At 62.6% G+C, this 13,082-nt stretch carries 17 protein-coding genes; 12 read left to right on the forward strand and 5 right to left on the reverse strand.

Annotation, left to right across the window (positions count from 1 at the left end):
• From RA19_RS05410 to RA19_RS05425, 4 genes are all read left to right on the forward strand, one after another.
• Positions 1 to 1,324 (forward strand): choline dehydrogenase (locus tag RA19_RS05410; RefSeq protein ID WP_039160347.1); only part of this gene is annotated, 1,324 nt, incomplete at its 5' end.
• Positions 1,325 to 1,488: 164 nt separating this feature from the next.
• Complete coding sequence (locus RA19_RS05415) at positions 1,489 to 1,728, forward strand: YdcH family protein (protein WP_039160349.1); 240 nt, start codon at positions 1,489 to 1,491, stop codon at positions 1,726 to 1,728.
• A gap of 345 nt (positions 1,729 to 2,073) precedes the next feature.
• Complete coding sequence (locus RA19_RS05420; protein WP_039160350.1) at positions 2,074 to 2,259, forward strand: hypothetical protein; 186 nt, start codon at positions 2,074 to 2,076, stop codon at positions 2,257 to 2,259.
• A 19-nt stretch (positions 2,260 to 2,278) separates the two neighbouring features.
• Positions 2,279 to 2,755, forward strand: coding sequence for a hypothetical protein (locus RA19_RS05425; RefSeq protein ID WP_152615687.1), 477 nt, complete (start codon positions 2,279 to 2,281; stop codon positions 2,753 to 2,755).
• A gap of 116 nt (positions 2,756 to 2,871) precedes the next feature.
• Here the strand turns inward: RA19_RS05425 and RA19_RS05430 are convergent, their stop codons facing one another.
• Positions 2,872 to 4,260, reverse strand: coding sequence for a helix-turn-helix domain-containing protein (locus RA19_RS05430; RefSeq protein ID WP_039160356.1), 1,389 nt, complete (start codon positions 4,258 to 4,260; stop codon positions 2,872 to 2,874).
• 65 nt (positions 4,261 to 4,325) lie between these two features.
• Positions 4,326 to 4,628, reverse strand: coding sequence for a YciI family protein (locus RA19_RS05435; protein ID WP_206540258.1), 303 nt, complete (start codon positions 4,626 to 4,628; stop codon positions 4,326 to 4,328).
• Positions 4,629 to 4,706: 78 nt separating this feature from the next.
• Here RA19_RS05435 and RA19_RS05440 point away from each other — a divergent pair, with 78 nt between their 5' ends.
• On the forward strand, positions 4,707 to 5,561 hold the full coding sequence (locus RA19_RS05440; RefSeq protein ID WP_039160360.1) for a LysR family transcriptional regulator: 855 nt from the start codon (positions 4,707 to 4,709) through the stop codon (positions 5,559 to 5,561).
• 3 nt (positions 5,562 to 5,564) lie between these two features.
• Here the strand turns inward: RA19_RS05440 and RA19_RS05445 are convergent, their stop codons facing one another.
• Both RA19_RS05445 and RA19_RS27180 read right to left on the reverse strand, forming a co-directional pair.
• A complete protein-coding gene (locus RA19_RS05445; protein ID WP_039160363.1) occupies positions 5,565 to 6,776 on the reverse strand; it encodes a multidrug effflux MFS transporter in 1,212 nt (403 codons plus the stop codon).
• 10 nt (positions 6,777 to 6,786) lie between these two features.
• Positions 6,787 to 6,993: a hypothetical protein gene (locus RA19_RS27180; protein WP_206540259.1), complete on the reverse strand. Its 207-nt coding sequence runs from the start codon at positions 6,991 to 6,993 to the stop codon at positions 6,787 to 6,789.
• On the opposite strand from RA19_RS27180, the gene RA19_RS05450 reads away from it, so the two are divergent.
• The 6 genes from RA19_RS05450 (at position 6,992) to RA19_RS05470 (ending at position 10,826) form a co-directional block, all read left to right on the forward strand.
• Positions 6,992 to 8,524: an acyl-CoA carboxylase subunit beta gene (locus RA19_RS05450; RefSeq protein ID WP_039160365.1), complete on the forward strand. Its 1,533-nt coding sequence runs from the start codon at positions 6,992 to 6,994 to the stop codon at positions 8,522 to 8,524. The genes RA19_RS27180 and RA19_RS05450 overlap by 2 nt on opposite strands.
• Positions 8,525 to 8,541: 17 nt before the next feature.
• The gene (locus RA19_RS05455) at positions 8,542 to 9,147 is read left to right on the forward strand and encodes a hypothetical protein (RefSeq protein ID WP_039160367.1); all 606 of its coding nucleotides are present in this window, start codon (positions 8,542 to 8,544) and stop codon (positions 9,145 to 9,147) included.
• Entirely contained in the window at positions 9,147 to 9,575 is a 429-nt protein-coding gene (locus RA19_RS05460; RefSeq protein WP_039160368.1) for a hypothetical protein, read from the forward strand. Before RA19_RS05455 ends, RA19_RS05460 begins: the two co-directional genes overlap by 1 nt.
• A gap of 119 nt (positions 9,576 to 9,694) precedes the next feature.
• Positions 9,695 to 10,057 (forward strand): DUF6497 family protein, encoded by a 363-nt coding sequence (locus RA19_RS05465; protein WP_342586054.1) that lies wholly within the window; start codon positions 9,695 to 9,697, stop codon positions 10,055 to 10,057.
• A gap of 214 nt (positions 10,058 to 10,271) precedes the next feature.
• Positions 10,272 to 10,412, forward strand: coding sequence for a hypothetical protein (locus tag RA19_RS26915; protein ID WP_193748230.1), 141 nt, complete (start codon positions 10,272 to 10,274; stop codon positions 10,410 to 10,412).
• Positions 10,413 to 10,481: 69 nt separating this feature from the next.
• Positions 10,482 to 10,826 carry a hypothetical protein gene (locus tag RA19_RS05470; protein ID WP_039160373.1) on the forward strand — a complete coding sequence of 115 codons (345 nt, stop codon included), beginning with the start codon at positions 10,482 to 10,484 and terminating at the stop codon, positions 10,824 to 10,826.
• 83 nt (positions 10,827 to 10,909) lie between these two features.
• Here the strand turns inward: RA19_RS05470 and RA19_RS05475 are convergent, their stop codons facing one another.
• On the reverse strand, positions 10,910 to 12,061 hold the full coding sequence (locus RA19_RS05475; protein ID WP_039160374.1) for a DcaP family trimeric outer membrane transporter: 1,152 nt from the start codon (positions 12,059 to 12,061) through the stop codon (positions 10,910 to 10,912).
• 677 nt (positions 12,062 to 12,738) lie between these two features.
• On the opposite strand from RA19_RS05475, the gene RA19_RS05485 reads away from it, so the two are divergent.
• A complete protein-coding gene (locus tag RA19_RS05485) occupies positions 12,739 to 12,942 on the forward strand; it encodes a hypothetical protein (protein ID WP_039160380.1) in 204 nt (67 codons plus the stop codon).
• Positions 12,943 to 13,082 lie beyond the last annotated feature (140 nt).

Below are 13,082 nucleotides of genomic sequence, written 5' to 3' on the forward strand. Positions count from 1 at the left end.
CTGGTCCTATGCCGATGTGCTCCCGTATTTCAAACGCATGGAAACCTGGAACGACCGCGGCCACGGCGGCGATCCGGATTGGCGCGGCAAGGACGGCCCGCTGCATGTGACCCGCGGCCCCCGCGACAACCCGCTGCATGACGCCTTCGTCAAGGCGGGCGCGCAGGCCGGCTACCCGGTCACCCAGGACTACAACGGCGAGCAGCAGGAGGGCTTCGGCCCGATGGAGATGACGGTCCACAATGGCCGCCGCTGGTCCGCCGCCAACGCCTATCTGCGCCCGGCGCTGAAGCGTGAGAACTGCGACATGATCCGCGCCTTTGCCCGCAAGGTGGTGATCGAGGATGGCCGCGCGGTGGGTGTCGAGATCGAACGCGGCGGCAAGACCGAGGTGATCCGTGCAAATGCCGAGGTGATCCTGGCGGCTTCCTCGCTGAACTCGCCCAAGATGCTGATGCTGTCCGGCATCGGCCCGGCAAAGCACCTGGCCGAACACGGTATCGACGTGGTTGTTGACCGTCCCGGCGTCGGCCAGAACCTGCAGGACCACCTCGAGTTCTACTTCCAGTTCGCCTGCAAACTGCCGATCACCCTGTTCAAATACTGGAACCTGGTCGGCAAGGGCCTGGTCGGCGCTCAGTGGCTGTTCACCAAGACCGGCCTCGGCGCCTCGAACCAGTTTGAAAGCGCCGCCTTCATCCGCTCCGACAAGGGGGTGGATTACCCGGACATCCAGTACCACTTCCTGCCCATCGCCGTCCGCTACGACGGCCAGGCCGCAGCCGAAGGCCATGGCTTCCAGGCCCATGTCGGCCCGATGCGCTCACCGTCCCGCGGCGAGGTCACACTGGCGTCGAGCGACCCCAAGGACGCGCCCAGGATCCTGTTCAACTACATGTCGACCGAGCAGGACTGGATCGACTTCCGCAAGTGCGTGCGCCTGACGCGCGAGATCTTTGCCCAGGATGCGATGAAGCCGTTCCTCAAGCATGAGATCCAGCCCGGCACCGATCTGCAGACCGACGACGAGATCGACGGCTTCTTGCGCGAGCATGTGGAAAGCGCCTATCACCCCTGCGGCACCTGCAAGATGGGCGCGGCGGATGATCCCATGGCCGTCGTCGACCCTGAATGCCGCGTCATCGGTGTCGACGGCCTGCGTGTCGCCGACAGCTCGATCTTCCCGCGCATCACCAACGGCAACCTCAACGGCCCCTCGATCATGACCGGCGAGAAGGCCTCGGACCATATCCTGGGCCGCCGCCTGCCGTCCTCGAACGCCGAACCCTGGTTCAACCCGAACTGGCGCGAAGCGCAGCGCTGACCTGCCGCGCACCAGCAAGCCGCCCGCCACCTCCCCTTTCGTGCGGGCGGCTTACTTTTTCTCCTGAAAATCAGCACGTCCGCGGCATCTTTTGATCCGCGTCAAAGTGGCGGCGCGGCCCGGCACATAACCTGTTCACGACCCTAATGAGAAGGAGCGGACAGGTGTCCAACACCCCCCATGAACTGGCCGAGGAATTCCCGGACAAAGCCGCGCTGATGAGCAATCTGAAGCAATCGGACGCCCATTTTGCCAAGCTGGCGGATGAATACCACGAGGTGAACCGCGCCGTGCACCGGGCTGAAACCAATGTGGAACCGGTGAGTGCCGAGGCCGAAACCGGCCTGCGCAAGCAGCGTGCAGCACTGAAGGATGAAATCTGGGGCATTCTGTCCAGGGCATGAGGCCGCGGAAATAGATGCAGACAGGAGGGCGCCCAGGGCGCCCTCTTTTCTGGGGGGCAGGCGGGGCAGAGGCCGTTTCGGGGAATCACTTTGTTGAAAATTGAAAGAGGATTCCCGGCGGAAACCTGGCCGGATTTTGGCGCTGTGCACCTGTATTGGACTGCCGCAGGAAACAATGCATCTCTGCAGGCGGACTGTTCCTGCGTAGAGGCGCATCATTAACCAATTTCTTCAAATTTGAGCGAAAATGGGGCAATCCCGCGCGCTTTAGTATAGTCTGGGTACAGCAAATGGATGCGCCTTTACACGGGCCGCCGCATGAGTTTCGAGTTGAGGAGATGCCAGATGGAACAGACCTGCCAGACCGCTTTCGGTGAGGACATTCAGGGCATCGCTGCGGAGGCCAGCGACGCAGAAATTCTGGCAGCCGTCCGCCGGGTGCTGACCGCGGAGGAGGTCAGCCATCCTGAGGTCGAACAGCCTGGGAAGACCTCCCTGGTTTCGGCGTTTCTCAGCAAGCTGCGCGGGTAAGGCCGGAGACTGCCATTGATTGCCAGATAGCAATTTAGCCATGCGGACGGTTTGTGACACCGACTGGGCAGAGCACCTGATCCCTCAAGCGACCAACGACGTTTTGGAAAGGCTGGTAGAGGGGCAAAGCCCGAACTTGCATTTCGGCTGGCTGGCGCTTCTGTACAAGAAGTACCGGCTTGGCGATTGGAATAATGTGATCCCGGATCCCGGTACTATTCCTGACAAGACCTATTTGATGCATGAGGCAGAAAGTTACTGCCTGTTTCATCTGGAGCATGAGAAATTCGGCAGTCACATAATCGAGTGCGCTAACCCTTATGCTGAAAATGTTTTTGTATTTTTTGACTATTCAAGCATGGTTGCTGTGTTCGAAGTTTTGGATGCGCAGGACACTCAGCCTGAGCTTCAAACGCCGTATGTCCCAATCTACTATGCGCATCCGCACGACCGGTATGACTATAAGACTGGAACCTGCCTCTGGGAGGAACCATAGGCACTTGGTTCGCATCCGGACTTGCCTTGCTCCGGCCCGCTTCGTTTGCCGGGGCAAGGCTTTTCGAAAACCTTTGGCAATTTTCTTGTTATGAATTTTGCTCTGCAAGTGACGCCTCAGCTCACCTCATAGGGCAGCACGCCGCGCTGGCCGGGGTTGATGGTCAGCCGCCGTTCCAGCGGCGGGACTGAGCGCTGGTGGCAGTCCTTGCGCTCGCAGATGCGGCAGGAGATGCCAATCGGCTCATAGGCACTGTCGTTGCTGACATCCAGATTGTCTGCATAGACCAGCGCATCCGCGTGGCGCACCTCGCAGCCCAGGGCAATTGCATACCGCCGCACCGGCGCGCCGTATGAGCCGCCCGGTTTCGACACATCCCGCGCCAGTGAAATATAGCGTACCCCGTCCGGCGTTTCCGCCAGCTGGCGCAGGAACCGGCCTGGGGTCTCAAACGCCCGGTGCACATTCCACAAGGGGCAGGCGCCTCCAAAGCGCGCAAACTGCAGTCTTGTGGCAGAGTGCCGCTTGGTGATTGTGCCCGCCTGGTCCACCCGCACAAAGAAGAACGGCAGCCCCTTGGCGCCGGGCCTCTGCAGGGTCGAGAGGCGATGGGCAATCTGCTCGATCGAAGCGCCAAAGCGGATCGCCAGCAGCTCCAGATCGTGGCGGCAAGTCTGCGCCGCTTCCAGGAACCGCCCATACGGCATCAGGGCCGCGCCGGCGAAATAGTTGGCCAGGCCGATCTTGGCGATGGCACGGGCCTCCTCGCTCTGAAATTTTGCAAAGTCCAGGGTCGCTTCCAGCAAAGTGTTCTGCCTGAGCAAGGCCACCTGCAGCAGCATCTGGAACAGCTGCGTCTGCGGCGCCGACCGGTTCGACAGATACAGCACCTTGGCCTCGGGGTCGTAGCGGCGCAGCCCTTCCATCTCAGTCTGGCGCACGGTGATGCCGCCGCGCTCCAGCTCGGCCACCGCCGCTGCGCGGATGTCCCCCGTGGCCGAAAACCGCTCGGCCGCATGGTCCACCGCGTCAATGTAGTTGTCGCAATAGTGGAAGAAGTCCCGCACTTCCTCCCAGGGCGAGGCCTGGATGCGGGCATCCTCGCGCCCCAGCGCCTCGTCCAGCGAGGCCAGCCGCTCGTGGGTCTGTCTGTAGGCCCGGTGCAGCGAAAGGAATGCCCGTGCCAGGGCAGGGGCATTTGACGCGGTCAGCCGCAGGTCGGCCAGCGGCGGCGCGTCATCGGCAAACACCGGGTCCGCCATTGCTTCGCGCATGTCGCTGACCAGCCGCTCGCTGTCGCCGGCGCTCAGCTCGGTCACGTCCATGCCGAACTCCTGCGCCAGCGCCAGCACCACCGTGGTCGAGACCGGCCGGTTGTTGTTCTCCATCTGGTTCAGATAGGGCAGCGACACGCCCAGCTTGGCGGCAAAATCCTTCTGGGTCAGATCCAGCCGCACGCGCATTTCGCGCAGCTTGGCGCCGGCGTAAAGTTTCTGGGTGGCCATAGGGCGTGCCTTTGCAAGTTTACTTTCTGCGCAAGCTAACTTTGCAAAGATGGCAAGGCAAGCGGTCAGACCCGCGCACCCTCGCGAAACACCTGCCGCCACTCCAGGATCGGCACCGACTTCCGCAGCCCGGTGGGCCAGAAGGGGTCTTCCTGCACCATCTCCTGCACCTCCTCCTGGCTTTCTGCCTCCACCATCCACATTCCGCCGCTGCCGGTTCCTGTTTCCAACAGCGGTCCGGCACCCAGAACCTGCAGGCCGCAGGCGCCTAGAAACTCCAGGTGGGCGGCCATATGCTGCTGGCGCAAGTCTTCTTTTCCAGCGGCATCTTCAAACATCACGCAGTAAATCATTGTTTGTTCCTTCATGTGCCGCAACAGGATGCCAAGTTGCAAAACTGCGCGGCAGGCTGGAAATTTGCGCGATTAAGTTGCACAAATGCGGATATGAACTGGGATGATGCACGCTTTCTTCTGGGCTTGTCGCAGGCGGGCAGCCTGACCGCGGCAGCCCGGCTGCTGCGGGCCGACAAAAGCACCGTGGCCCGGCGGCTTGCGGCGCTGGAAGAGGCAGTAGGCCTGCCCCTGACCGAACGTGCGGGCAACGGCGCCCTGCGCCTCACTGCGGCGGGGCAGGAGGCTGCACGCCACGCCGAGAAGATGGCGGATGCGGCGCAGGCTCTGCGCGCGCTGGGGGAGGCGCAGGAGGCGCAATTTGTCGGCAGCGTCCGGCTGACCGCGGTGCCGCTGATCGCTAACCATCTGCTGCTGCCCCGGTTGCCGGAGCTGCTGGCCGCCGCGCCGGGCCTGCGGGTGGAGCTGGTCAGCGAGCCGCGCGACCTGAGCCTGCCCGAGGGCGAGGCGGACATTGCGTTGCGCCTTGCGCGCCCGCCCGGCGCCGGGCAGGGGGTTCTGGCGCGCAAGCTGGCGGTTTTGCCCTATGCTGCCTTTGGCGCCTGCGGCGCCGTGCCGGACCTGCCGTGGCTGGGCTACGAGGCGCGGATGGGCTTCCTGCCCCATGCCGAGGCCATTGCCCAAGCCGCTGCTATGCCCGGCCAAGCCCTGCATCCGGTCAGGTTCAATGATGCCGAGGCAGTGTACCTTGCGGCGCTGGCCGGGCAGGGCAAAACCCTGCTGCCCCGGATCATCGGCGCCAATGATGCCAGGCTGCAGGAGCTGCAGTGCCCGGTGCCTGCGCCGCAGCGCGAACTGTGGCTGATGGTGCGCCGCGATCTGCGCGGGTTGGAGCGGATCCGGGCCGCGGTGGCCTGGCTCGACAAGCTCTTTGGAGGGGCTGGCTGAGCCTCAGACGCCGATGCGCCGCTCCCGCCAGACCACCAGCAGAATTGAAATCAGCCCGCAGACGCCAGTGGCAAGCATGATCGTCAAAAGTGGCACCGCGGTGGAACCCGGCACCAGCAGCATGCCGGCAAAGGCGCTGAGCGCGGCGCCCGCGCCGATCATGATCGCGCCGCTAAGGCCCGATGCGGTGCCCGCCAGGTGCGGCCGCACCGAGATGGCGCCAGCAGTTGCGTTGGGGATAGCCATGCCGTTGCCGATCCCGACAAAGCACATGAGGCCGAAGAACGTCCACACCGTATCCGCGCCGGACGCCGCGATCAGCAGCGACACCAGCACCCCGCCGCCATTGATCACGCAGCCCCAAAGCACCATCCGGTTGATGCCGATGCGGGTGGAATACCGGCCGGAGACGAAGTTCCCGGCAAAGTAGCCGATTGCAGGCGCCGAGAAATAGACGCCAAGTTCCGCCGTGCTGAGGCCGTACACCTCGGTGCCGACAAACGGCGCGCCGCCCAGGTAGGCAAAGAAAGAGCCCGAGGCGAGGCCGGAGGCCAGTGAATAGCCCCAGAACCGCGGCGAGCGCAGCAGCTCCGGGTATTCCTTGAATTGCGCGGTCAGCGTCTTGCCGCTCTTGCGGGCGGTCTCGCCGAAATCGGTGAAGGTGATGGCCAGCGTTGCGGCGCCCACCAGGAACAGCAGCCAGAAATTGGTCTTCCAGCCCATCCACTGATCCAGAAAGCCGCCGATGGCCGGGCCGATCATCGGCACCACCGCCATGCCCATGGTGACATAGCCGATCATGCTGGCCGCCTGGTCGGTGTCATACATGTCCCGCACCGCAGCACGGCTCAGCACCATGGTGGCGGCCACCACGGTCTGCGCCACCCGGAACATCAGGAAGGCCTCGGCCGTGGGGGCATAGATGCAGCCTAGCGTCGCCAGCAGGAACAGCACAATGCTGGCCAGGATTACCGGACGCCGCCCCATCTGGTCGGAAATCGGCCCAACAAAGATCTGCACTACAGCATTGCCCGCCAGATACAGCGCCACCGACAACTGCATCACCCGGTATTCAACCGCATAATACTCCGCCATCCCCGCAAGCGACGGCAGATGCAGGTTCATGCCAAGCGCCGACAGGCCTGCTAGCAGGATCAGGGTGAAAATGCGCGGAGGCGTCCGCTGGCCGGAAATGCGGGCATTATATGTGGACATACCATCTGCCTTAGAGCAGCCCGCTGCCGTTGTCTATCGCGCAATCCGGGAGACTCTTATGTGCGCTGCGGGCCGCCGGTTGCAGTCGGCGGAATTTGCTGATTTTCAACTTTGCTAACACCATATGCAAACGATTTGCAAATTTGCGAAAATGTCCTTTGGCTTCGCTGCGGCGCAATATATGTTCGCGCTGAAATCTACAGGGGACATGTGCCATGAAAGACATCCTTTCCGAGCTGGAAGACCGCCGCCAGGACGCGCGGCTGGGCGGCGGCCAGCGCCGCATCGACGCACAGCATGGGCGCGGCAAGCTGACAGCCCGCGAACGGATCGAACTCTTGCTGGACGAAGGCAGCTTTGAAGAATTCGACATGTTCATCGCCCATCGCTGCACCGATTTCGGCATGGAGAACAACAAACCGGCAGGCGACGGCGTGGTCACCGGCTGGGGCACCATCAACGGCCGCCAGGTCTATGTCTTCTCTCAGGACTTCACCGTTCTGGGGGGCTCGGTCTCTGCCACCCACGCCCAGAAAATCTGCAAGATCATGGACATGGCGATGCAGAATGGCGCGCCCGTTATCGGCATCAACGATTCCGGCGGTGCCCGCATCCAGGAAGGCGTTGACGCGCTCGCAGGCTACGCCGAAATCTTCCAGCGCAACATCATGGCCTCCGGCGTGATCCCGCAGATCTCTGTCATCATGGGCCCCTGCGCCGGCGGCGCGGTGTATTCGCCTGCGATGACCGACTTCATCTTCATGGTCAAAGACACCTCCTACATGTTCGTGACCGGCCCGGACGTGGTGAAAACCGTGACCAACGAGGTCGTGACCGCTGAGGAGCTGGGCGGTGCCTCCACCCACACCAAAAAGTCCTCGGTCGCGGACGGCGCCTTTGAAAACGACGTAGAGGCGCTGGCTGAGGTCCGCCGCCTGGTCGACTTCCTGCCTGCAAACAACCGTGAAAAGCCCCCGGTGCGCCCGTTCTTCGACGAACCCGGCCGCATCGAATCCAGCCTCGACACCCTGATCCCGGAAAACCCCAACAGCCCCTACGACATGAAGGAGCTGATCACCAAGGTTGCGGATGAGGGCGATTTCTACGAGATCCAGGAAGACTTCGCCAAGAACATCATCACCGGATTCATCCGCCTCGAAGGCCAGACCGTGGGCGTTGTCGCCAACCAGCCGATGGTGCTGGCAGGCTGCCTCGATATCGACTCGTCGCGCAAGGCCGCGCGGTTTGTGCGCTTCTGCGACTGTTTTGAAATCCCGATCCTGACCTTCGTCGACGTGCCGGGCTTCCTGCCGGGCACCTCCCAGGAATACGGCGGCGTCATCAAGCACGGCGCCAAGCTGCTGTTTGCCTATGGCGAGGCCACCGTGCCCAAGGTCACCGTGATCACCCGCAAGGCCTATGGCGGCGCCTATGACGTGATGGCCTCCAAACACCTGCGCGGCGATTTCAACTATGCCTGGCCGACGGCCGAGATCGCAGTGATGGGCGCCAAGGGCGCCACCGAGATCATCCACCGCGCCGACCTCGGCGATGCGGACAAGATCGCGGCCCACACTGCGGACTATGAAGACCGTTTCGCCAACCCCTTTGTGGCGGCTGAGCGCGGCTTCATCGACGAGGTGATCATGCCCCAGTCCACCCGCCGCCGCGTCGCCCGCGCCTTTGCTTCCCTGCGCGGCAAGCAGCTGAAGAACCCGTGGAAAAAGCACGACAACATTCCGCTGTAAAAGAAACGAGGCAGGAAATGAAGCTTTCTCTGATCGCAAGTGCGTTCTTGGCTTTGGCCGGTATTTTACCGGCCAAAGCGCAGGAATACCGTGTGAACGGTATGAACAAGCATGTGTTTCTCGTGACCGTTTTCAGCGGGCGCATGGGTCATGGCGTCGGGACGGGCGCCACATTTTGCCCTGCAAAAAATGACGTGTTCGAAAGCTGCGGAGGCTTCTTGAAATCCGGAGGGTTCACGCCGTTTTTTCATAATTTTTGGACGAGTACGTCGGGACAGCGCAGGTTTAATATTGCCTTTGCTCATGGAAAATTGAAGGCGCCGGCTGGCAGGTATTACTTCACCGGCCAGTCTGTAGGAAACCGGTACTACGGTGTCGGGAATATCACGTATTTTGCGGATATTTCACCAGGGACAGTTGTCGTCTACCCGCAAGGCGGGATTCCTATGGATGAAGCGATCGCCTACATCAAGGAGCAAATGGTTGCTCAATTGGGCAAAAAGGCCCAATCTTTACGGTATGTTCCGGGTGGTGCTGTGTCTGTTTCTTGTGACAACCGTCCGCACAAGCTGTCTTGCAAAATTGGTAAACAGACTAGCCTTAGCAAGGTCTCTTTCCGCTGATGACCCGCGCCTCCTGGCATATCACCCGCACGGACAGCGCTCTAACGCTGTCGCGCCGTCTGCCTGCGCAGTTCGACGTGGCGGTGGAGACTGTGCTTCCAGCCGCTGACCCGTTGCGGCTGGCGCATCAGATCCGCCAGGATATGTGGCGCAAGCTGCAGTCCTTGCGGGGCTTCTCTCCAGTGGTGGAAATCACGGCGCACGGGCAGGGGCTGCGGGTGCGTGCCGGCGGGCAGGTGATGGGCCGGGTGCCTTTCAATGCCGCCGGATTGATCGCAGACGTGCTGGAACACCCCGGCAACCGCGCCCGCTGGCTGCGCCATGCACGGCAGCGCAAGGGCGGACTGTGCCCTGAAACCGGTCCGAAAGCGAAGAATCCGCACAAAATTGCGGCAAAAATTGACATGGGGAGCGAATCAGTCTCATGATCCGCGTCAGCCGAAATCAGATAGCGCGCGCTTTTTGTGCTGCGCCTGCAGCCCCGGCCGGAGGAGCCTGGTTCGCCGGGGGCCGGGGCTGCGGATTTCTGGCGGCAATCCCTTTTGCGCTGTGCACCTCTGCTGCCGCGGGCAGTGAACCCGTCGCCGTGCCCTCTGGCCAGCCGGTGACACTGTCTGAGGTGCTGCTGGATGACGCGCCGGGCCAGACCTGGGCGCGCTTCCGATTTGTGGCGCCGGAAATCGCCCGCGAAACCGGCACTGTCAGCTATGAGGCGGCGGCACCGGACATGGACCATCTCTGCAAGACGCTGGTGCTGCCGTATCTGGCCGAACACGGGCTGGAACCCGCCCGGGTGGTGATCTCGCTGTCCGACCGCGTGCTGCCTTTTGGCGCGCAAGACCCCGCTGCCACCCAGTTTTTCGAGGCCTACCGCCTGGAAAACGCAAGCTGCATGTGGGAGGCTTTCTGATGCATCCACAACATCTTGCGGGGCATACTTCAGATCGGCGGATTCTTGCGGCATTGCAGCCACAGCGCTGCCAATTGCCGCGATTCGCCTGTGACACCGCTGCAAACCCCGCTATCCTTGGCGCGGGCAGCCAGAAGGCTGCCTTCACATTGAGGTTGAGGCACGCGGGCGGCGAGACCCCCGCAGGTTTCGCATTTGTAATCAGGAGACAGAGATGTCCAAGAGCATCAAGCTTTTCGCACTGGCAGGCCTGCTGGCCGCCGTTGCAGCCTGCGCTCAGCAGGAAGAAGAATTCGTCGTGGTCGATCCCGAGCCGATCTCGACCGAGCCGACCTACACCGGCAAGCTCAAGTAACGACCATAAGGGTCCGGCCCTGCGGCCGGCCCTTTCCCGCCCGCAGGGTGCCGGACAGGAGGCACCCAAATGCTGAAACACCGCGGGTTCCCGGGCCGTATGCCCGGCACCGATTTCCAATTCACCATCCGCCGCCCGAACCCCAAAGGGGTGACGCCGCTGACCCGGCGCGAGCGCTTCCGCGACCGCAAGAATGTCGACAAACGCGTCGATATGACCTTCATGCAGGCGCTGTGGGAGCAGTTCGGCACCGAGCCGTTCGAGCGCGGCAACCTCGATGCCGGCCGCCTGAGCTGGCTGTTCGGCCGCGAAGTGATCCCGGCCGAAGATCCGTTTGATCCGGAAAGCTACGAGGCGCTGCTGGTCATCGACGAGGCTGTGGCGCGCGCGTCCTTCCCGGAGGCGTTCGAGTAATGGCGAAGCCCTGGACGCATAACGTGCAGCAGGCACCGCGGATTTCTCCGCGATGCCCGCTGCCGCGTCCGGGGGGACACGTTCTAGAAGTTCAGTTGCACCGCAAACTGCACCCGGTCGCCGTCAAAGGTGCTGCCGGAAGCTGCATCATTGCGCTCGCCGAACAGGTATTCGGCACTGAAGGTGAGATTATCAGTGGCGTTGTAGAAGGCGTTCACGTGGACGGTCTCCAGTTCGGTGAAGGCCAGGGTGCCGGTCGAGGTCGGCAGGTCGTAATCCTCGCGGCCGTAGGCGATGCCGACATTCCACTTTCTGCCGATGTCCTGGCGGAACTCGAGGGTGTAGCCCTCGACGTCATTGGCCTGGCCGCCGACGACAGCATCGCCGAAACCGATCAGCAGCGGCCCCAGCGCTTCGCCGTCCACGTAGGTGGCCTGGAACAGGCCGCCATCCCAGGGGCGGACCGAGCCCGACAGGGTGACACCGGTTTGGTCGAACTCCTGACCGCCGACATCAACGGTGCCGGCCAGGCCGGCAATTCTGGCCGTGAACCTGTCCGTGGAATGGGACAGGGCAGCGGTGACAACCGGATCGGTCGACGCGGTTTCGTTGAAGCTTTCCTCGAGCGAGGCGCTGAACGTGGTTTGCCCCCAAGTGTTCGTATAGCGGATCTGCGGCACCCGGGCGAAGGTAATGCCGACCGGTCCGTTGAATTCCACGCTTGTGGGGTACTCGTTCAGCGGCATGAAGTTGGTCCAGTACTGACCAATCAGCCAATTGTCGCCAAGTGTCACATTGGCGTGGCGCAGCCGCAGTTCCGACGTTCCGTTGGCGCCGCCATTGAACAGATCGAACTCCAGCTGCGAGCCGATCTCGCCAAAGTCGCTTTGCGTGCTGGTGCGGACGCCCAGCCGCGACTGCCGCACCGTGGCGCCAAAGTTGCCGTCGGTGGCATTTGCAGGCTCGCCGATGTTGGTGACGACGGCGAAGTCGCCGAGGTTGGAATCAAAGTCGTAGAAAAAATCGGCTTTGACGTAGCCGTAGATATCAATGGTGGTGTTGCCCAGCCGGAAATCGCCGGGGGCGCCGGTCACCTGCTGGTTCTCTGCCTCCAGGGCCTCGACCCGCGCGCGCAATTCCTGCAGCTCGGAACTTGTGTCCGCCTGGGCCAGCCCGGCGCTGCCGGCAAGTGCAGCAGCAGCCAGGGCGAAACGCCCTTTATGCACCTGATTCATGGGGTTATCCCTCCTCCTTCAATGGTGTGCGGCCACGTTTTCACGGACCGCAAACAGGGGGAAATGACATCAAGGCGAGCCGCCGTGACTTCGGGAGCTTGGAAAAGTGATCAGAAATCACGCGGCATTGCCGGCTTTGTGAACCGATCGGTCAAGTATCTGTCCGCAGGGCAATTTCCGGCTCCGCTGCACCGTGTTCGTTCACGCAAGTTTCAGGCGCTTGCCGCCCGCCGTGCGGATCTGCGCCATGCCTGTCACGGCGATGTGACAGCACCGGTGCGCTCTGGCGCCACCAGCCAAGGCTCCCATCGCCGTTTCGGCGTGAATTTGCACATGGGCCCTTCAGTTCAGCAGGAATCTGCCCAAATCAACCGCCTTGCATTTCAGGGGCTTACAGGGGGCGCCGGCCTGTGCATCGTAGGTCAAGCAGCGCAGCCACGCTGCAGTGCCGAGCATCTGTTCCGGCCCCTTCGCCTGAACGGGCAGGTACGCGCCCCCATCCGCGGCCTGCCCGTCTTTTATCCCCTTCAGGCACTGGCGGAAGCTTGCCGTATCCCCCCCCAAATGCGGCAAGCCTCCGCCCAACTTTCCGGCCCCGCGACGGAGCCGTTGCCCCAATCCTCCAGGCCTGCAAATTCCGCTGGGACACTGACGTCCCCGGAAGAAGGAAACTGGACATGCGGGCAAAATCTCTCATCGCGGCGCTCTCGCTCTGCGGCCTCGTTGCGGCGTGCGGCGACACCACTGGCGAACGGATCATCTATGGCGGCGGCGCGGGCGCAGCAGGTGCTGTGCTGCTGGATGCCAACCCGATCACCGGTGCCGCCATCGGTGTTGCAGCAAACCTCGTCTACTGCGAGCAAAACCCCCGCAAGTGCTGAGGCTGCGGCCTCTGCACATCTGAACAGCCGGCCCCTCCGGGCCGCTCGTAACATCGCGCATGCGCCGTGCCTGGGCTTGTCCCGGGCGCGGCGTTTTGCATTCCGGAATGCCAAGGACCAAGGGCCAGAATACAAAGGGA

The sequence above is a fragment of the Leisingera sp. ANG-M1 genome, from assembly GCF_000813745.1.
GTDB lineage: Bacteria > Pseudomonadota > Alphaproteobacteria > Rhodobacterales > Rhodobacteraceae > Leisingera.